This is a genomic window from Haloferax denitrificans ATCC 35960 (assembly GCF_000337795.1).
Classification (GTDB): Archaea; Halobacteriota; Halobacteria; order Halobacteriales; family Haloferacaceae; genus Haloferax; species Haloferax denitrificans.
This window is the reverse complement of sequence record NZ_AOLP01000014.1, coordinates 26,292-42,383: the sequence shown is the minus strand read 5'-3', so window position 1 is coordinate 42,383 and position 16,092 is coordinate 26,292. Positions and strand designations below refer to the sequence as shown.

The 16,092-nt window shown below is 65.4% G+C and carries 18 protein-coding genes; 9 read left to right on the top strand and 9 right to left on the bottom strand.

From position 1 onward, the window contains the following. Position 1: 1 nt before the first annotated feature. The 7 genes from C438_RS19735 to C438_RS13085 all read left to right on the top strand — a co-directional run bounded on the left by C438_RS19735 (position 2) and on the right by C438_RS13085 (position 4,125). Positions 2-175, top strand: a complete 174-nt coding sequence (locus C438_RS19735; protein WP_004969941.1) for a hypothetical protein — start codon at positions 2-4, stop codon at positions 173-175. Positions 176-260: 85 nt separating this feature from the next. Continuing rightward, positions 261-797: a hypothetical protein gene (locus C438_RS13105; protein WP_239640679.1), complete on the top strand. Its 537-nt coding sequence runs from the start codon at positions 261-263 to the stop codon at positions 795-797. After that, positions 794-1,657, top strand: a complete 864-nt coding sequence (locus C438_RS13100; RefSeq protein ID WP_239640678.1) for a hypothetical protein — start codon at positions 794-796, stop codon at positions 1,655-1,657. The genes C438_RS13105 and C438_RS13100 overlap by 4 nt, the downstream gene beginning before the upstream one ends. Beyond that, on the top strand, positions 1,654-2,031 hold the full coding sequence (locus tag C438_RS13095) for a hypothetical protein (RefSeq protein WP_004969938.1): 378 nt from the start codon (positions 1,654-1,656) through the stop codon (positions 2,029-2,031). Before C438_RS13100 ends, C438_RS13095 begins: the two co-directional genes overlap by 4 nt. Then, positions 2,028-3,014: a hypothetical protein gene (locus C438_RS13090; protein ID WP_004969937.1), complete on the top strand. Its 987-nt coding sequence runs from the start codon at positions 2,028-2,030 to the stop codon at positions 3,012-3,014. Before C438_RS13095 ends, C438_RS13090 begins: the two co-directional genes overlap by 4 nt. Before the next feature lie 40 nt (positions 3,015-3,054). After that, the gene (locus C438_RS19395) at positions 3,055-3,273 is read left to right on the top strand and encodes a hypothetical protein (RefSeq protein ID WP_152421775.1); all 219 of its coding nucleotides are present in this window, start codon (positions 3,055-3,057) and stop codon (positions 3,271-3,273) included. Positions 3,274-3,327: 54 nt separating this feature from the next. Next, on the top strand, positions 3,328-4,125 hold the full coding sequence (locus C438_RS13085; protein WP_004969936.1) for a hypothetical protein: 798 nt from the start codon (positions 3,328-3,330) through the stop codon (positions 4,123-4,125). 47 nt (positions 4,126-4,172) lie between these two features. On the opposite strand, the gene C438_RS19390 is transcribed toward C438_RS13085, so the two are convergent. Then, positions 4,173-4,634 carry a hypothetical protein gene (locus C438_RS19390; protein ID WP_152421774.1) on the bottom strand — a complete coding sequence of 154 codons (462 nt, stop codon included), beginning with the start codon at positions 4,632-4,634 and terminating at the stop codon, positions 4,173-4,175. A 91-nt stretch (positions 4,635-4,725) separates the two neighbouring features. Continuing rightward, positions 4,726-4,986 (bottom strand): hypothetical protein, encoded by a 261-nt coding sequence (locus C438_RS13080; protein WP_004969935.1) that lies wholly within the window; start codon positions 4,984-4,986, stop codon positions 4,726-4,728. A gap of 536 nt (positions 4,987-5,522) precedes the next feature. Here C438_RS13080 and C438_RS13075 point away from each other — a divergent pair. Then, positions 5,523-6,569, top strand: a complete 1,047-nt coding sequence (locus tag C438_RS13075; RefSeq protein ID WP_004969934.1) for a tyrosine-type recombinase/integrase — start codon at positions 5,523-5,525, stop codon at positions 6,567-6,569. A 244-nt stretch (positions 6,570-6,813) separates the two neighbouring features. Continuing rightward, complete coding sequence (locus tag C438_RS13070) at positions 6,814-8,151, top strand: permease (RefSeq protein WP_004969933.1); 1,338 nt, start codon at positions 6,814-6,816, stop codon at positions 8,149-8,151. A 109-nt stretch (positions 8,152-8,260) separates the two neighbouring features. On the opposite strand, the gene C438_RS13065 is transcribed toward C438_RS13070, so the two are convergent. From C438_RS13065 to mvaD, 7 genes are all read right to left on the bottom strand, one after another. Then, entirely contained in the window at positions 8,261-8,569 is a 309-nt protein-coding gene (locus C438_RS13065) for a non-histone chromosomal MC1 family protein (protein ID WP_004063400.1), read from the bottom strand. Positions 8,570-8,669: 100 nt separating this feature from the next. Further along, entirely contained in the window at positions 8,670-9,686 is a 1,017-nt protein-coding gene (locus C438_RS13060) for a phosphotransferase family protein (RefSeq protein ID WP_004969932.1), read from the bottom strand. 92 nt (positions 9,687-9,778) lie between these two features. Continuing rightward, entirely contained in the window at positions 9,779-10,471 is a 693-nt protein-coding gene (locus C438_RS13055) for an HAD family hydrolase (RefSeq protein ID WP_004969931.1), read from the bottom strand. Positions 10,472-10,567: 96 nt separating this feature from the next. Then, positions 10,568-11,722 carry an acyl-CoA dehydrogenase family protein gene (locus tag C438_RS13050; protein WP_004969930.1) on the bottom strand — a complete coding sequence of 385 codons (1,155 nt, stop codon included), beginning with the start codon at positions 11,720-11,722 and terminating at the stop codon, positions 10,568-10,570. Between the two features lie 120 nt (positions 11,723-11,842). Further along, entirely contained in the window at positions 11,843-13,564 is a 1,722-nt protein-coding gene (locus C438_RS13045; RefSeq protein WP_004969929.1) for a histidine kinase N-terminal 7TM domain-containing protein, read from the bottom strand. 167 nt (positions 13,565-13,731) lie between these two features. Beyond that, positions 13,732-14,865 carry an NAD(P)/FAD-dependent oxidoreductase gene (locus C438_RS13040; RefSeq protein ID WP_004969928.1) on the bottom strand — a complete coding sequence of 378 codons (1,134 nt, stop codon included), beginning with the start codon at positions 14,863-14,865 and terminating at the stop codon, positions 13,732-13,734. An 83-nt stretch (positions 14,866-14,948) separates the two neighbouring features. Continuing rightward, on the bottom strand, positions 14,949-15,923 hold the full coding sequence (gene mvaD / locus C438_RS13035; protein WP_004969927.1) for a phosphomevalonate decarboxylase MvaD: 975 nt from the start codon (positions 15,921-15,923) through the stop codon (positions 14,949-14,951). Positions 15,924-16,092: the final 169 nt, after the last annotated feature.

Genomic DNA, 16,092 nt, shown 5'->3' with positions numbered 1-16,092 from the left:
GATGTTCGTCTTCCTGCTGAAGCGACTCCCAATCGGAACCATCGCTGGCGTGGTCATCATCGCTGGTGCCCTGCAACTTGCTGGGGTCGACCTCGTCGGCATGGGTTCGGACCTACTGCTCGACCTGCTCGGCGTGCCCGACTGGTCGGGCGACTGGTTCGGGTCGCTGTTGTAACGCTCGCTCACCTCCTGCCCCACCCCTTCGTATGACTCGAATACACACCATCATACTCGTCAGTTGTATCGCTCTGCTGTTCGCTGTGCCGGGCACAGTCGCCGCCCAAGAGACCGCGACCGCGTCTGCTCCGACAGAGACGACGACAGCCGCGGCTCCGCCCACGGCTTCGGAGTCGTCGAACGAAACGGCGTACTTCGGCGACGTGGCCGGCGACCGCGCGGTTCGAATCGTCTCCGCTGAGTACCGCGATGGGACTGCCATCATCACGCTCGAATCGGACCTACCGCGGACGGTCACGGTGACCGCGCCGACCGGCTCGACCTCGACCGGTGCCGCGGCCGGGAATCTGGTCAACCGACCGATTCCGCCCGGACGGACGACGATTCGAATCGACTCGCCCGAACCGCGGGTGACTATCGTTACGTCCTACTCCATCGAGAACGGCCAATACACGGAAATCCGGTTCGAGGACGGCTCGGCGCTCATCGCCGGCCCGTTCACCGGAACGGACGTGCGAGACGCGGCTATCGGCGGCGCGCTCGGCACGTCGTTCGGTGCGCTCCTGATAATCGTCCGGCGGCGCTTCGGCCTCCACCGGGGCATGGAGCGTGTCGCATGAGCGACGACGCCGAAAGCTCAGCTGAGGCTCAGCGCGAAACCCCGGAAGAACCAGAAATGGGCGCGGCCTCGACGACGGTCGCGCCGGACCGCGACGCGGGACGGCTCGTCACAGCGTTCGTGTGGGTGATGCGCTACGGCGTTCACCTCGCTGTCGCTGGCTCGCTGTTGCTCGTCGGCCTCGTGCTCGTCTTCGACGTGCGCGTGCCTCGCTCGCTCCAAATCATCGGCCTGACGGCTGGCCTCTCGGCGGTCATCGCCGGGCGCTGGGTCGGCGGACAGGCCGTTGACCTGATGGGCGGCCCGCAGATGATGTGGCTCGTCGACGTCGACCTGCTCGACCGCGACGGCGCGGGTGTCTACACCTGCCCGACGCCGCGGTGGTCCGAGTGGACAGTTGTCGATGGACAGCTGTGGTGGGCGACGCCGAACCTCGCGTTCGGCCGCGGCGTCGACCTCGACGCCCGAGAAGTCGCCGGGACGTGGGTCGGCTCACTGCCGGACCCGGTGCTGGCGCGGGCGCTCGAATACCTCCGGTACAATCGGCAACAGCTGGAACCGAAGGCCCGGAAAGGCGAATCACTCGAAATCAACTCCTTCGCTATCGTCCGGGCGGCGGCTGTCAAGACCGTGAAACACGTCGTGCGGACGTTCGAGAAAGGCGCGCTCCCGGACGACGGCGAGGCGCTTCACTCGGAGATTGATAGCGTGCTCGAAGACTTCGACCTCGACGGCTCGGATTCCATCTTCGACGAAGACCCGACCGAGTGGGCACCAGGTGACGGCGACCCGGCACCAGACCCGCTGGCGGACCTCGACCAGCGACGGAAACAACACGCGGCCAACGGTGAAGCAGAATGAAACTCGAACTCGAACTCTCGACGCGCGAACAGTACATAATCGCCCTCTCGCTGTCGGTCGGCATCGTCGCTGGCCTGTGGTTCGGTATCCTGATGATACCGCCGCGGGCGCTCGACGTGCCGATGCGCTTCCTTGACGACGGCGCGGTGGCGGCGTCGTACTACCCGGTGACGAACACGCATCTGTTCGTCTCGGCGGCCCTGCCGCTGGCGACCGCGTACCTCGTGCGGAACCACGCGCGGGACGACTCGGACGAACTCACGCCTGACCGCTCCGACGGTGACGGAGACGGGCGCGACTGCGCTCACGACCTCGACGGCAGTTCGACCCCCGAGTTCGGCCCGCATCCCCTCGACGGAGGTGACTCCGCGTGACCGACGAACGACTGCTGACGGCGGCGAAGCTGTACGAACAGGTGCGCGGGCGCATCGACGGCGACCACAGACTGCTCGACCACGCGGGACTGCCGGTCTCGCAGGGCGACCACGCGAACCTGTCGTTCCTGAACTCGCTCGACCTCGCGGACGACGACGAACTGGCCGACTCGTTCGCCGAGACCTCGCTGGGGAGGCTCGTCGATTCGTCGCTTCGGACTCAAGCCGCGACCCGCGCGGTGCAGTCGTCGCACGCGACCGCGCTTTCGTACCTCGTCGGCGTGACCCAGCAGGACCTCGACGCCAGTTCGCTGACGCTCCCGCTTCGGCTCGTCGACGAGCTCGAAAACGGCGGTGGTCTCACGACCATCACCGGCGCGGGGAACCCAAACACGGGCAAGACGAACACGATGTTCCTCTTGAACGGCGACCTCGCGCGGGCGCACTTCGGAGATGACCTGCTGGTCATCTCGAACGTGGGGACGTGGGACGGCGCGGACATCGTGGTGCGGTCGATGTACGACCTGATGGACGTGCTGCTGACCCACCGCGAACGACCGAAGACCGTCACTATCGACGAAGGCTCGACGCACTTCGACGCCCGGACGTTCAGCCGCGAAGTGGCGTCCCAGTGGACGCCCGCGATTAAGCGGTTCTCGAAGCTCGGCGTCGAATCCGTCGGCGTGGTGAGCCACACCGGGAAAGACGTGCATCCTGAACAGAAACGGCTCTCGACGCTGTCGTTCTACAAAGAGGCGCAGGACGAAGTGACGTTCTACCGCGACTGGGACGCCGATTCAGACTCGCCCGATGGTGAGTTGTTCGGCGGCTCGCTCGTGAACCTCGAACCGACGCTGGAGAAGTACGACCCCGACGACGCCGCGCCGTGGGCGTGGAACCTACCGAGTGATCTGTTTCAGGAGCAGTTCGAAGACTGGGAGGAGTTTCACGGGTTGCTTTCTAATCGAACACCCTCAAATTAAACGGGTTGGGATTTATGTTATCGAAAGACCATATTCGCCTGTGTACGAACTCACCTATAGCCGAGCGAGACTAGGCCTGTTCGATACGCTTGAAGAAGCGAAGAATGAGAAAAAAGAATACGAATCGAGAGATGATGTTCGTCCTCATCTGCTCAATATCTGGAACTATGAACAACCTGGGCCGAATGAAGCAGAGATTTCGATGGGTCTTGACGGACTCACTATTGAAGACATCAATGATCTACTCATCGATGAATAGCGGTAATTGAGCTCTGAGAAAGATTCAATTTCCCACCATGTCCTCTCGTAGATAGTGTACCGCTATACTCCGGACGAAATCGACTACGAACGCGCCAACCACCAAGCGAAAGTTCAAGACCGAAAGAACCTCGACGTAAAGCGAATCGGGAACCTCGGAGAGCTCGCGTTCGAACAGTTCTGTCGCGAATACCTTCCCGTCGAGCTGTGGGAGTGGAAGAACGAAGAAGCGATGCGGCGATGCAACCCTGAAAGTTTCTCGTCGTACGACTTCGAAGTGTTCGGCTACGAGGTCGACGTGAAGACCTCGCGCGACGTGTCTGCGTTCCTGCCCGAAACCCTCCTCGACAACGACCCGGATGACGATATCATCGTGATGGTCTGGCATCGAGACAACGAAGACAGCCTCATCCTGCTCGGCTGGGAGCGCACCGAGACGCTGAAATCGAAAGCGGCCTCGCAGGAGAAGTACTCCGGCGAAGAACCCGAGAAACTGGATCACCTCGCGGCCCGGCCGATGAACGAACTCATCGACCTCGGACCGAACACGGCCTACATGAACCAGAAGCCGAAGAATCCGTTCTCGCCCGGCGACCGAGTGAAAAAGAAGGGTGACAAGGACGCTTCAGTTGCGATTGTCGTGGAGGTGCTTCCCCCGGAACAGAATACCGGTGCGTACGGTGTGGAGATGGAAGGCGAAGCGGTCAGCGTTGCGTTCCCGTCTAGCCTCGACGAAGGTCCGGGGAACTGGGAAACGATTCACCCGGCGCTGTATGCGTCGTACTGCTACGACCAGAATATCCGGCTCTACACGTACAAGCACTCAAATCTGGAGTTTGCTGATGATGAGTAGTTTCTAACTTCTAGCTGATGTAGAAGAAATTTCAGGGCATGCGCGAGTCACAGATAATCTAGAGAGACAACCAGTATGACGACTAAGAACACTATTCCTGTCCCCATAGATAGGTTAGTCTCCATTACAGGTGCATCATGGCCTACAAGTCCAGTTACTACAAATTGAACAATGCCTACCACAACTAAAGCCACAGTCAGTAATACCACCGACTTATTCAGGTCGGCTTCTTTCTTTCTCTGCTCAATTCTTGTAGCTAAATCTAGTCCTTCTTTTGTGACTTGGTACCCTACTTTCCGGTTTCCGGCTGGTGGCTCTTTGATTAAATTTCGGTCTTTCAACTCTTTAATAGCGGCATATACTTCAGATTCGGGTGCGTCTAACTCTAACGCAATCGACCTTTTCTGTAATTGAATGTGGTAACCAAGTCCAGTAAAAGAGTCTCCAGACATATTTCTTTGAAATATTAGCAATAACACTTTGACCCACGTCTGTTCGTCACTACTCATAATTATCAGACACATATATTGTTATTTAAAACCAGTCTCATTTCCACCCATCCACCCGCCCCCTTTACGGGTAAGGGTGGTGGGTGCTTGCTCACTCGCTGTTCTCTAACTCGGCGGCGTCGATCTCCCCGGAGAGATAGGCACGGCCTTTCGAAGAAATCCGGTAGTACCCGCGCTCGACTTCTTCGATTAGCTCTGCTTTGCTGAGTTTACTCATTCGCCTGGAAACCCAATTTCGAGTGTAGTCGAGATTCATCGCAACAACAGCTGGGCTGAGAATCAGATCAGATTCGTCTAAAAGCTCCAGTACCCGGTCGTCGGTCTGATTCATCCAATCGACGCGGGGGCGCATATCTCACCGTCAGTCTTTGACATATAAGCGATACCGAGACGTGGTCAAATAAACACGAATCACAATTGAGTAGAACACGAATTGTTGGGTTAATACTAAGGTCCCTGACTGTCTCCGCTACTTCATACGGAAGCTACACGCGACGCTGACTGTTGTTCAGTTGGCGTCAGAAAGCGGACCCGGTGCTCCAACACCGGCCCGCGGTGGCTCCCGTAACCGAGGTACGGAAGCATGTTCACCTACACGACTCGGGCTATTGAAGCCCCACGACAGACGGCCGTTGACGAAGTGACTGAAAGTCGATTCACTTTCGCTCAAACGTACACTTTCACTCCGCGGCTATGGCTCAGGACTTTAAGTAGGGGTATCGAATGGATTACCCGGCTGACGGTCCCTTTCGAGGGTGCTCAACCTACCAAAGCCAGCACCCCCGACCCGGACCGCGGCCTCACAATGGAAGCCATGAATCAGTTACCAGACCGCGGTTGTAAGCGTAGCGAATGGGCCGGAAGTGAATCCGGTTTGGAGGTGATTCGATGAGCAAACTCGAATCGCTCGAACCTGCTCGCGCGGTCCGAATGTACTTGGAGGCCCGCCAGGACGAACTCGCGGACTGGACGTTGAAGTCCCACAAGTACCGACTCCGCGCGTTCGTCGAGTGGTGCGAAGAAGCGGGCGTCGACGACCTGACCGAGCTCGACGGCCGGGACCTCTACGAGTTCCGCGTCTGGAGACGCGAAGGGAACTTCGGCGCGGAGGACGGCGAGACGCCGGAGGAGATCGCGCCGGTCACGCTCAAATCACAGCTCACTACGCTTCGGGCGTTCCTCCGGTTCGCGGCGAACATCCACGCGGTTCCCGAGGACTTCTACGAGCGGGTGCCGCTACCGAAGCTATCCGGGACGGACGACGTGAGTGATTCGACGCTCGAACCGGACCGGGCGACTGACATCCTCGAATACCTCCACCGCTACCACTACGCTTCCCGGCGGCACGTCGAATTCGCGTTGCTGTGGGAGACGGGTGCGCGGATGGGCGCGATTCGCGGCCTCGACCTGCGTGACCTCGACCTCGACGGCCGGACGCCGGTCGTCCAGTACAAGCACCGGCCCGACCAGGGCACGCCCATCAAGAACGGCGAGAAGGGAGAGCGGTTCAACTCGGTGTCTGACCGGGTGGGCACGATGCTACAGGCGTACATCGACGGCCCGCGAGTCGACGCGACCGACGAGTTCGGCCGGAAGCCGCTACTGACGACTTCTCACGGACGGGTGTCGGCGAGTACGATTCGGCAGGACGTGTACGTGGTCACTCGCCCCTGCTGGCTGAATCAGGGTTGCCCGCACAACCGCGACATCGAGACGTGCGAGGCGGTGGAGCTGAACCACGTCAGTACGTGTCCGTCTTCGCGGTCTCCGCACGACGTTCGGAAGGGTGTGGTTACGCTCTATCGGCGGGAGGAGGTGCCGCGTCGGGTGGTGTCTGACCGCCTCGACGCGAGTGACCTCGTGCTCGATAAGCACTATGACCGCCGTGGAGAGCGTGAGCGGGCCGAACAGCGGCGGAATCACCTCCCGTGGTAGAACAATGAGTGTTCGACATATCCGAACGCGAGAGGTGGTTTATATACCCCGTTCACGGAACCCCTGCAGCGCCCATGATTTTGCGAGGAACTTCGCGACGAGCGACGGCTCAAACCGAACGCACCGGCTCACGTTCTGAGCTCACTCCCCCTTGGGGTTTTACAATCCGAACTCGCGCCCCGTCGAAACCCCGATTCTGCTAGGCACAACCGAGTTAGGTACGGCTCCCCTCATACACACCCACATGGACCGGACCGAATACGCGATACTCACGGTCATCGCACTCGTGACGGTCGGACTCGGCGTGTTCACGACCACACAACCACTCGGGACGTTCCTCGTCGAGAGCGCCCGAGAGGCGGTTTCGACCACCGCGGCCATGGCGTGGGTGACGTGGTGGGCGCTCGTCGTCGGCTTCGCCATCGCCGGCGGCGTGGAGGCGTGGACCTCCGGCGAGGAGGTCTCGGAGCTACTGGCGGGCCACGGCCCGCGGGAAATCGGCTACGGCTCGCTTTTCGGCTTCGTCTCCTCGTCGTGTTCCTACAGCGCCATCGCCACCGCGAAGAACCTGTTCAAGAAGGGCGGCTCCGCGGCGGCGACCCTCGGGGCGTTCATGTTCGCCTCGACCAACCTCGTCATCGAAATCGGCGCGGTCATCTGGATTCTGCTCGGCTGGCAGTTCCTCGTGGCCGACGTCATCGGCGGGTTCATCCTCATCGGGCTGATGGCGTTCGGCCTCGTCTACGTCGTGCCCGACGAGGTGGTCGAACAGGCTCGACGGAACGTCCAAGACGAGGGTTCGGAAACCGTCCGTGACCCCGTCTGCGGGATGGAAGTCGACCCCGACGAGACGGAGTACAGCGTCGAACACGACGGGCGGACGTTCTACTTCTGCTCGAAGTCGTGCAAGGAGAGCTTCGACCCCGAGGCGGCGAACACGACGGTCCGCGAGCGGGCCACGTCGCTGTCGGGGTGGAAGGCGCTCGCCGACAAGCAGTGGAAGGAGTGGGGGATGCTCTGGGACGAAATCGCCATCGGCTTCGTCTTCGCCGGCCTCATCGCCGGTTTCATCCCCGATGCGGTGTGGACCTCGGTGTTCTCGGGGCCGACGTTCGGGCTCCCGGTGTACGTCTTCTGGACCGCGGTCCTCGGGGCCGTCATCGGCGTCGCCACCTTCGTCTGCTCGGTCGGGAACGTCCCGTTCGGGGCGGTCCTCTTTTCGAACGGCCTGCCGTTCGGGAGCGTCCTGAGCTACATCTACGCCGACCTCATCGTCCCGCCAATCATGGACGCCTACCGCGAGTACTACGGGACGACGTTCGCGGCCGTCCTCTCGGGGATGATATTCGTGTCGGCGATCCTGACGGGCGTCGTCATCCACTTCGTCTTCCTCGGCGCGGGGCTCATCCCGTCGCCCGAGAGCGTCCAAATCGCCGAGGTGAGCATCGAGGCCGACTACAAGCTCGTGTTGAACGTGCTCGCCACCGTGTTGTTCGGCGTCCTCTACTGGCTCCACCGCTCGGAGTCGGTCGGAAACGAGGGCCACGGCGGTCACGGCGAGGCGGCGCAGGCCGGCGACTGAGCCGGTGACTGAGCCGTCGGCTCGACGCTCGACGTGCGACGCGCGCGACACGCGACCCGAAAAACCGAAGGCCGACGCTGGGTCCCCACGGACCCGCTGAACCCCCGGCTTACGCTTCGAGGTGCTCGATGCCCTGCTTCGAGACGTTCGCCCGGGTGACGTGGTCGTCCATCCACTCGGGGGCGTCGTCGTCTTTCTCTTCGGTCCACGCCCACCCCTCGTAGATGTGGACGCGGTCGGTCCCGCGCTCGCGGAGCCTGAGCGTCGCCTTCCCGTCGATATCGTCGGGGCTGGGGGCGGGGTGGAGCCGTCGGGCGGCCTTCAGCGCCGCCTGCCGGGGATACGTTCCGCTGAACACGCTCGTCTCCTCGCCGTCTTCGACGAGGACGAAGTTTCGCTTGCCGTCTTCTCGTACCATGCGTGACTATACCACGCACTCCGAATTAGTAGTTGGTGTCGCCGAGCGTCACCGCACGGCTTCGGCCGGGCGGCGACGCCCCGAGCGACTCCACGCGAGGTCACAACAGCGCGTCGAGTCGCGCTCGGTGGAAGTCGACCGCGGCCGACCCGGTCCGTTCGGGGTAGCCGGGGCGGGTCACTTCGCCCGCCGAATCGACGGCCGAGCGGACGACTGCGGCGACCCGATAGGCGCGCGGGACCGCCGGAAGCGGCCGGACCGACTCGTAGCCCGCGCGGAACGCCCGGCGGAGCGGCGCGCCGTCTTCGACGTACCAGTCGGCGACGAGGTGTTCGACCTTGGCGACGGCGAGGCCGGGCGCGGCGGCCATCGGCTGTCCCCAGTCGAGCACGGCGGTCACGCGGCCGTCGGCGACGAGCGCGTTCCCCGGTCTGAAGTCCCACGGGTAGAGTCGCGCCGGCGGGTTCGCGGGAAGCGACGCGGTCGCGACGGCGTCTTCCAACCGCTCTCGAAGCCCGTCGAACGCGGGCGGGAGCGCGGCGATTCCCTCGCGGGCGTAGGCGGAGAACCACGGCTCCCAGTCGCCGTCGTCTGCGCTCGCGGCGTCGATGGCGGCGTCGAACTCGCGGTCGGTCGCCGTTTCCGATTCGAACGCGGCTCCTCCGGCGGCCGCTTCGCCCCCGTCGGCTCTCTGTCCGTCGCGAGCAGAGCCCACGAGCCGACCGTAGCCGTCGAAGGAGAACTGTTCGTGGAGCTGGCCGAGGCCGACGCCGAACGACCGGGCGACGCGTCGCTGAGCCACCGAATCGAGCGAGACGAACCGCTCGTGGAGTTCGTCGCCGTCTGCGCGCTCGGCGACGACGTAGCCGACCCCGTCGAGCGCGCCCGACGCGAGGACGCGGGGGACCGGAATCGACGTGCGCTCGCGGACCGCCCGCGAGAGGGCGGCTTCGAGGGCCAGCGCCGCGGCGTCGCCCGCCGTCTGGACGACGACTTCCCCGCCGTCGGCGAACGTCGCGACCGCGGTCCGCTTGTGGTTACCCTTCGGGACGCGGGCCGTCGCCGCGACGCGTCGCTCGGGGAACTCGCGGGCGAGTACGGTCGCGACGGGGTCCATGGAGCCACTCTAGGGGCGACGCCAACAAAGGTCCAGCGGACGGTTCACGGGCGGTCGGTGGCGACGCCGACGCCGACGACGCGGGAGCCGAGTCACGGCCCGCCGTCGAGAATCGCCGGGAAGTCGGCGAGCGACCGGAGGACGTACGCCGGGGCGTACGAGGTCGGGTCCGGGTCGCCTTCACCATCCGTTTCGACCGGGCACCACGCGGCGTCGAGGCCGGCGCGGTGGGCACCGTCCACGTCGAACTCGAGCGAGTCGCCGACGTGGAGGCTCGCGTTCGCCTCGGCGTCGAGGTCGGAAAGCGCCCGGTCGAACGGGTCGGGATGGGGCTTTCGCCGCGGCATGTCGCCCGCGAAGACGACCGCGTCGAACGCGTCGGCGATGCCGAGCGCGTCGAGTTTGATAGACTGCCGGCGCTCGGGGCCGTTGGTGACGAGGCCGACCGACGCGTGGTCGCGGGCGGCGGCGAGCGCGGCCTCGGCTCCCGGTCTGAACGAGACGGCCGAGTGGTCGACCGTCTCGACGAACCCGCGGGCCAGCGCCCGGACGTCGACCCCCTCGCGGTCGTGTTTCGCGGCGACGCGCCCGAAGCCGTCGGCGAGGTAACCCTCGTGGTCGTCGTGGTCCGGCGGGCCGTCGAGCGCGGCCCAGAGGTCCGACGGCTCGCCGAAGCGGTCGAGACCGGCGGCGGCGAACGCGCCGGCGTAGATGGTTTCGCCGCTCTGGTCGTTCGTACAGAGGGTGTTGTCGAGGTCGAAGAGAATCGCGTCGAACGGTGCCACGCTCGCTCTTGGCGCGGCGGCGGTAAAACCTCGTCCACGGTCGACGCCGACTATGGCGGCGAAGTCTCGCGAGCCGTGGGAAGTCTCAGCCCCGCCTCAGAAGCCCTTCCCGAGCAGTTCGCGGGCGATGATGTTCTTCTGAATCTCCGAGGTCCCCTCGTAAATCTGCGTGATTTTCGCGTCGCGGTAGAGCCGTTCGACGTCGTGGTCGTTGACGAAGCCGGCCCCGCCGTGAATCTGGACGGCCTCGTCGGCCACGTCGGTGGCGACGTTCGAGGCGAACTCCTTCGCCATCGACGCGAGCGTGGTCAGTTGGCCCTCGTCGTTGTCGACGCTCCACGCCGACTTGTAGGTCAACTGCCGGGCGGCCTCGGTCGCGGTGTGCATCTCCGCGAGCTTGTGCTGAATCGCCTGGAAGTCGCCGATGGAGCGGCCGAACTGCTCGCGCTCTCTGGCGTAGTCGAGCGCCCGCTCGCAGGCTCCCTTGGCGATGCCGACCGCTTGTGCGGCCACCGCGGTCCGCGTCTCGTCGAAAAACTCCATGAGCTGGAGGAAGCCCATCCCCTCGGTGCCGACGAGGTTCTCCGCGGGCACGCGCACGTCGTCGAAGACGAGTTCGGCCGTGTCGCTGGCGCGGATGCCCATCTTCCCGGTTATCTTGTCCGCGGAGAACCCGTCGCGGTCGGCCTCGACGATAATCTGCGAGAAGCCCGCGTAGCGGTCGTCCGCGTCGGGGTCGGTCCGGCACATGACGACGAAGTAGTCGCCGACGCTCCCGTTCGTTATCCACATCTTACTGCCGTTTATGACCCACTCGTCGCCGTCCTTCTCGGCGCGGGTGCGCACCGAGGTCACGTCGGACCCCGCCTGCGGCTCGCTGATGGCCGCGCCCATGACCGATTCGCCGTCCGTAATCGGCGGCAGGTAGCGCTCTTTCTGGTCGTCGGTGCCGAAGCTGATGATGGCCTCCGCGCCGAAGCCGGCGCTCGTGATGCAGAGTCCGATACCGGGGTCGACCGAGAACAACTCCTCGGTGACGATGGCGTTCTCCAGCGACGTGTAGCCGACGCCGCCGTACTCGACGGGGAAGTGCGCCCCCGTCAGTCCCATCTTCGACGCCTCGCGGACGACGTCTGCGGGGTACGTCTCCGCCTCGTCGTACTCGCCCGCGACGGGCGCGATTTCGTTTTCGGCGAACCGTCGAACCTCCTCGCGGATGGCCCGCTGTTCGTCCGAGAGCGAATAGTCCATGATTGTTAGTAACACACGCGGGCGATAACGGTTGTGACACCGAGAAAAACGTGCGTCGAGTTGACTCGGCGGGCGGGGATTCGGCGGGTCGGGCGGGCCGAACGGGTCAAACGGGTCGCCTCAGTCGGCGGCCTCGACGACCGCGAGCGGGAGTTCGATGACGAAGACGCTCCCCCGCGGTTCGTTGTCCTCGATGTGGACGGCGCCGCCGAAGTTCGAGACGATGGTGTCGACGAGATACAGGCCGGTCCCGGTGCCGGGGCTTTCCAGTCCCTTCGCGCCTTTCCCGAACACGACCGACTTCTGTTCGTCGGCGATGCCGGGGCCGTCGTCGGCGATGCGGACGGTGACGCGCTCGCCGTCCGCCGCGCCCGAGACGGAAATCGACGGGTGGTCGCGGTCGCTGTGGACGACCGCGTTCTTCAGGACGTTCACGAACACGGAGTCGAGCAGGTCGTTGGCGAACACCGTCGCCGGCGGGAGGCCATCGACCGCGAACGCCGCGTTCGGATAGCCCTCGCGCACGTCTTCGACGGCCTCGCGGAGGGCGTCGCCGACGTCGAGAGCTCTGCGGCGCTCGTCGTCGTTCGTCGCGCGCATCAGCTGTCCGAGCACGTCGGTGAGGTCCACGGTGTTGAGCGCCCGCCGAAGCGCGGTCTCCAACTGGGTCCGCGCCTCGTCTGACAGCGGTTCGTGTTCGAGAACGATGTCGATGTACGCCGTCACGAGTTGCATGTCGTTTCTGATGTCGTGGCGGACGATTCGGTTGAGCACCTCCAGTTCGTCGTTTCTCGACTCCAAGGCGAGTTCGTAGCGTTTCCGCGGCGTCACGTCCCGGACGGAGACGACCCAGCCGAGCGGGTCGCCCGCCCGGTCGAGCGGGATGCGCGTCAGTTCGACGTAGCGCTCGCCCCCGACGAGCACGTCGCACGACGGGGGGTCGCCGGCGAGGTCGCCGGTGAGGTCGTCGTAGTTCGGGACGGCCTCGCTCGCCGGGCGGCCGAGAAGCGAGCCGTCGGTTCCCAAAAGCGGGCGGACGTGGTCGTTGACGTGGACGACGACTTCGTCGGCGTCGAGGACGACGAGCCCGTCGGCCGAGTGCGCGCCGGCGGTCGCGTAGGCGAGCGGGAGGATGTCGAGGAGCTTGTAGCGGTAGACGGCGATACCGAACGTCACCGCGGGGACCGCGAGCGAGGCGGGGATGAGGTTGACGCCGCCGGCGAGCGGCGCGGTGTCGGTGAGTTCGAGCGCGGCGACGACCGACGGCACGACCATCCCGACGAGGAGGAGCGTCGCCTGTGTCCGGTAGGGGCGGTCGAGTTCGAGGGCGTACTGGCCGATGACGCCGAGCCCGAGGAACAGAAGCACGAAGCCGTAGACGAGGCCGAACACGCTCACCGGGCCGTCGGTGACGGAGAGCGTCGTCACGCCGTCGACGGTCGACAACTGCCAGCCGGTGTAGCCCAGCTCCAGCGGGTTGGTAAAGAGGACGACGAGGAACACCGCCGGGACGACGTACAGCGACGCGACGACGTAGCGGTCGAGCAGTTCCCGGCGGCCGGTGTACGCGAGGGCGAAGACGAAGAACGTCGGCGCGGCCGTCATCGCGCCGACGTGGAGGAGCTTGTACGCGAACAGTTTCGCGCCGGGGTCGACGAGGAGCAGTTTGACCGCCGTCGTCGCGGTCCAGAAGGAGACGGCGGCCGTCAGCACGGCGAACGAGACGACAGTCGGGTTTCGCCCGCGGCGGCGGACGAACCGGACCGCGTACGCCGAGAGGACGGCGGCGACGACCGCCGCGAAGACCATCGGGTAGGCGTAGGCCGTGTGCTGCCAGTTCATCGAGCGCCTCGCTCGGCGGTCACGTTTCGCGGACCGCCCACGGACGTGAAGTCTCGGCGGTCGTGCCCGGTATCGTCGATGATACTGGTGATACTCCGGCATCCGATAAAGAACTTCTCCGGGTCGGGCCGGCGGACTGCGGGAGCAGTTCGCCCGCCGCCGACACCTCAGGCGTGCAGTTCCTCGTCGACGAGGTCGACCGCGCGCGAAATCGCCCCGACGGAGGTGAGATGGCCCGCCCCGACGGTGGCTTTCATCGCCTTCGCGGCCTTCCCGCGGAAGATGCTCGGGCCGACCTGCGCGACCGCGCCGTCGCCGACCGAGACGATCCAGCCGGGCACCTCGAAGCGATAGGGGTCGGGCCGCGGGGCGAACTCGTTCTCGCCGCCGCCGGTCTCGAACTCGACCTGCGCGGCGATGTTGCCGGCGACGGTCTTCGCCTCGCGGAGCGCCGCGGAGGCGCTCGCCGGCACGGGCTCGCCGTCGGCGTCGACGGCGCGGGCCGCGTCGCCGACGACGAACGTCCGGCGGTCGAGTCGGAGGTCCGCCCTGACGGCGGGTCGCTCGCCGCCCATCGCGTCGTCGCCGGCGATGCCGCCGGTCCAGACGAGCAGGTCGTAGTCGACGTCGCCGGTGTCGGTCTGGACGGTCGCGTCGGTCACCGACTCGACGGTCGTCTCGGTCCGAATCTCGACGCCCCTGTCGAGGAGTTCGTCGCGGACCGCCCGCTGGAACGACTCGTCGAACGACGGCGCGACGGCGTCCAACTGCTCGACGAGGACGATATCGGCGTGCGCGCCCTCCTCGTCGCGGAGGGCGGCGAGTTCGCCCGCGACCTGCACGCCCGACAGCCCCGCGCCGCCGACGACGACGGTGCCGCCCTCGTCGCAGTCGTCGAAGAAGCGCCTGCGGACGGTCTCGGCGTCGGCGACGCGCTTCAGCGGGACCGACTGCGATTCGAGGCCGGGGATGCCGTAGTAGGCGGTCTCAGCGCCCAGACAGACCGCGCAGTAGTCGTAGTCGAGGGCGTCGCCGTCGGCCAGTTCGACGGTCCGCGCGTCGCGGTCGACGCCGGTCACGCGGTCGACGACGACCTCGGCGCGGTCGAGCGCCTCGTCGAGGGGGACCTGAATCGCGTCGGCGACCGCCGGCCGCCGAATCGCGCGGTGGACCTCGTGTTGGACGAGGTGGTGCGGCGAGTCGTTCACCACGGTCAGGTCGGCGTCGGCGGGGAGTCGGCGTTCGAGGTCGCGGGCGAGCGTGAGGCCCGCGTACCCGGCACCGAGAACCAGAACACGCATGACTGACGGGTAGGGCGCGAGAGAAAAGAGGGTGACGGCGGGTACCGGTCGCCGGCGCGCGCCGGTTGCCCGCGCGAGAGGACTCAGAACAGCGCTTCGGACTCGTCGAGCACCTCGGCGGGGCCGCCGACGCCCCACACGTCGGTCTCGACGCCGCAGTCGGAGACGACCTCTTCGACGCGGTCGACGTGTTCCTCGGTCGTGTTGACGTAGACGCTCGCGCCGGTGTCGGTCGAGAAGTAGACCGGGAGGTCCTCCTCGCTCCGGAGCTTGCGGACGGCGTTGAAGACGGCGATGGTGCGCGGTTGCCAGTAGACCCAGCCGGCGGGGCCGGTCATCGTCGTCGCCGCGAGCGACAGCGAGTCGTGTTCGGCGAGTTCGAAGGCGGCGTCGAAGTCGGCGTCGTACAGCGCGTCGCGCATGTCGTCTATCTGGGCGTGGATGTGGGCCATCCGCGCCTGGAACATGTGGCTGTCTTCGGCCTCGGCGTGGGCCTGCTCGGTCTCCTTGTAGGCGGGGACGTGCGCGGCGACGATGCGCAGGTCGTCTTCGAGGTCGGTCTCGATGCGCTCGGAGCGGCAGTCGGTGTCGTTCATGCCCGAGTAGAGGTGCGAGACCGCGCCCGTGACGGCGCGGGCGGCGGACGCCGACCCGCGGCGGGCGATAGTCGATATCTCGGGGCGCGTCATGTCGAGGCCGGCCGCCTCGGAAAGCGCCATCGCGGCCGCGGCGAACCCGGACGCCGACGAGCCGAAGCCGATGTTCGAGGGGAAGGAGTTCTCGCTCTCCAGTCGGACGCGGTGGTCGAAGTCGGCCAGCTCGCGGACCCGGTCGACGACGGCTCGGATGCGCTCCGCGCCGCGGCCCTCGACTTCCTCGCCGCCGATGACGTAGACGTCCTCGTCGGCGTCGGGGAGGAACTCGACGGTCGTCTTCGTGTGGCTCGGTGCCGTACAGACGCTGATGCTGTCGTGATACGGCATTCGGCGCTCCGTGTCTCGCATCCCGTGATACTTCACGAGGCCCTGAATCGGGTGGGCCTTGGCGGTGGCCTTCATGTTCGAACGCCCGTCGGACTCGGGGTTAAACGTCCCGATAGGCGTCGGCTCCGGCGGCTCACGGAAAGAATCGGTCGGAAATCGAGTGCGCGCCGGCGGGACGGCCGGCGCGGGTCGGTCGCAATCGGTGCGCAGGAAGGTGGCACGTTCTCCCTCTCCAGCGGGAGAC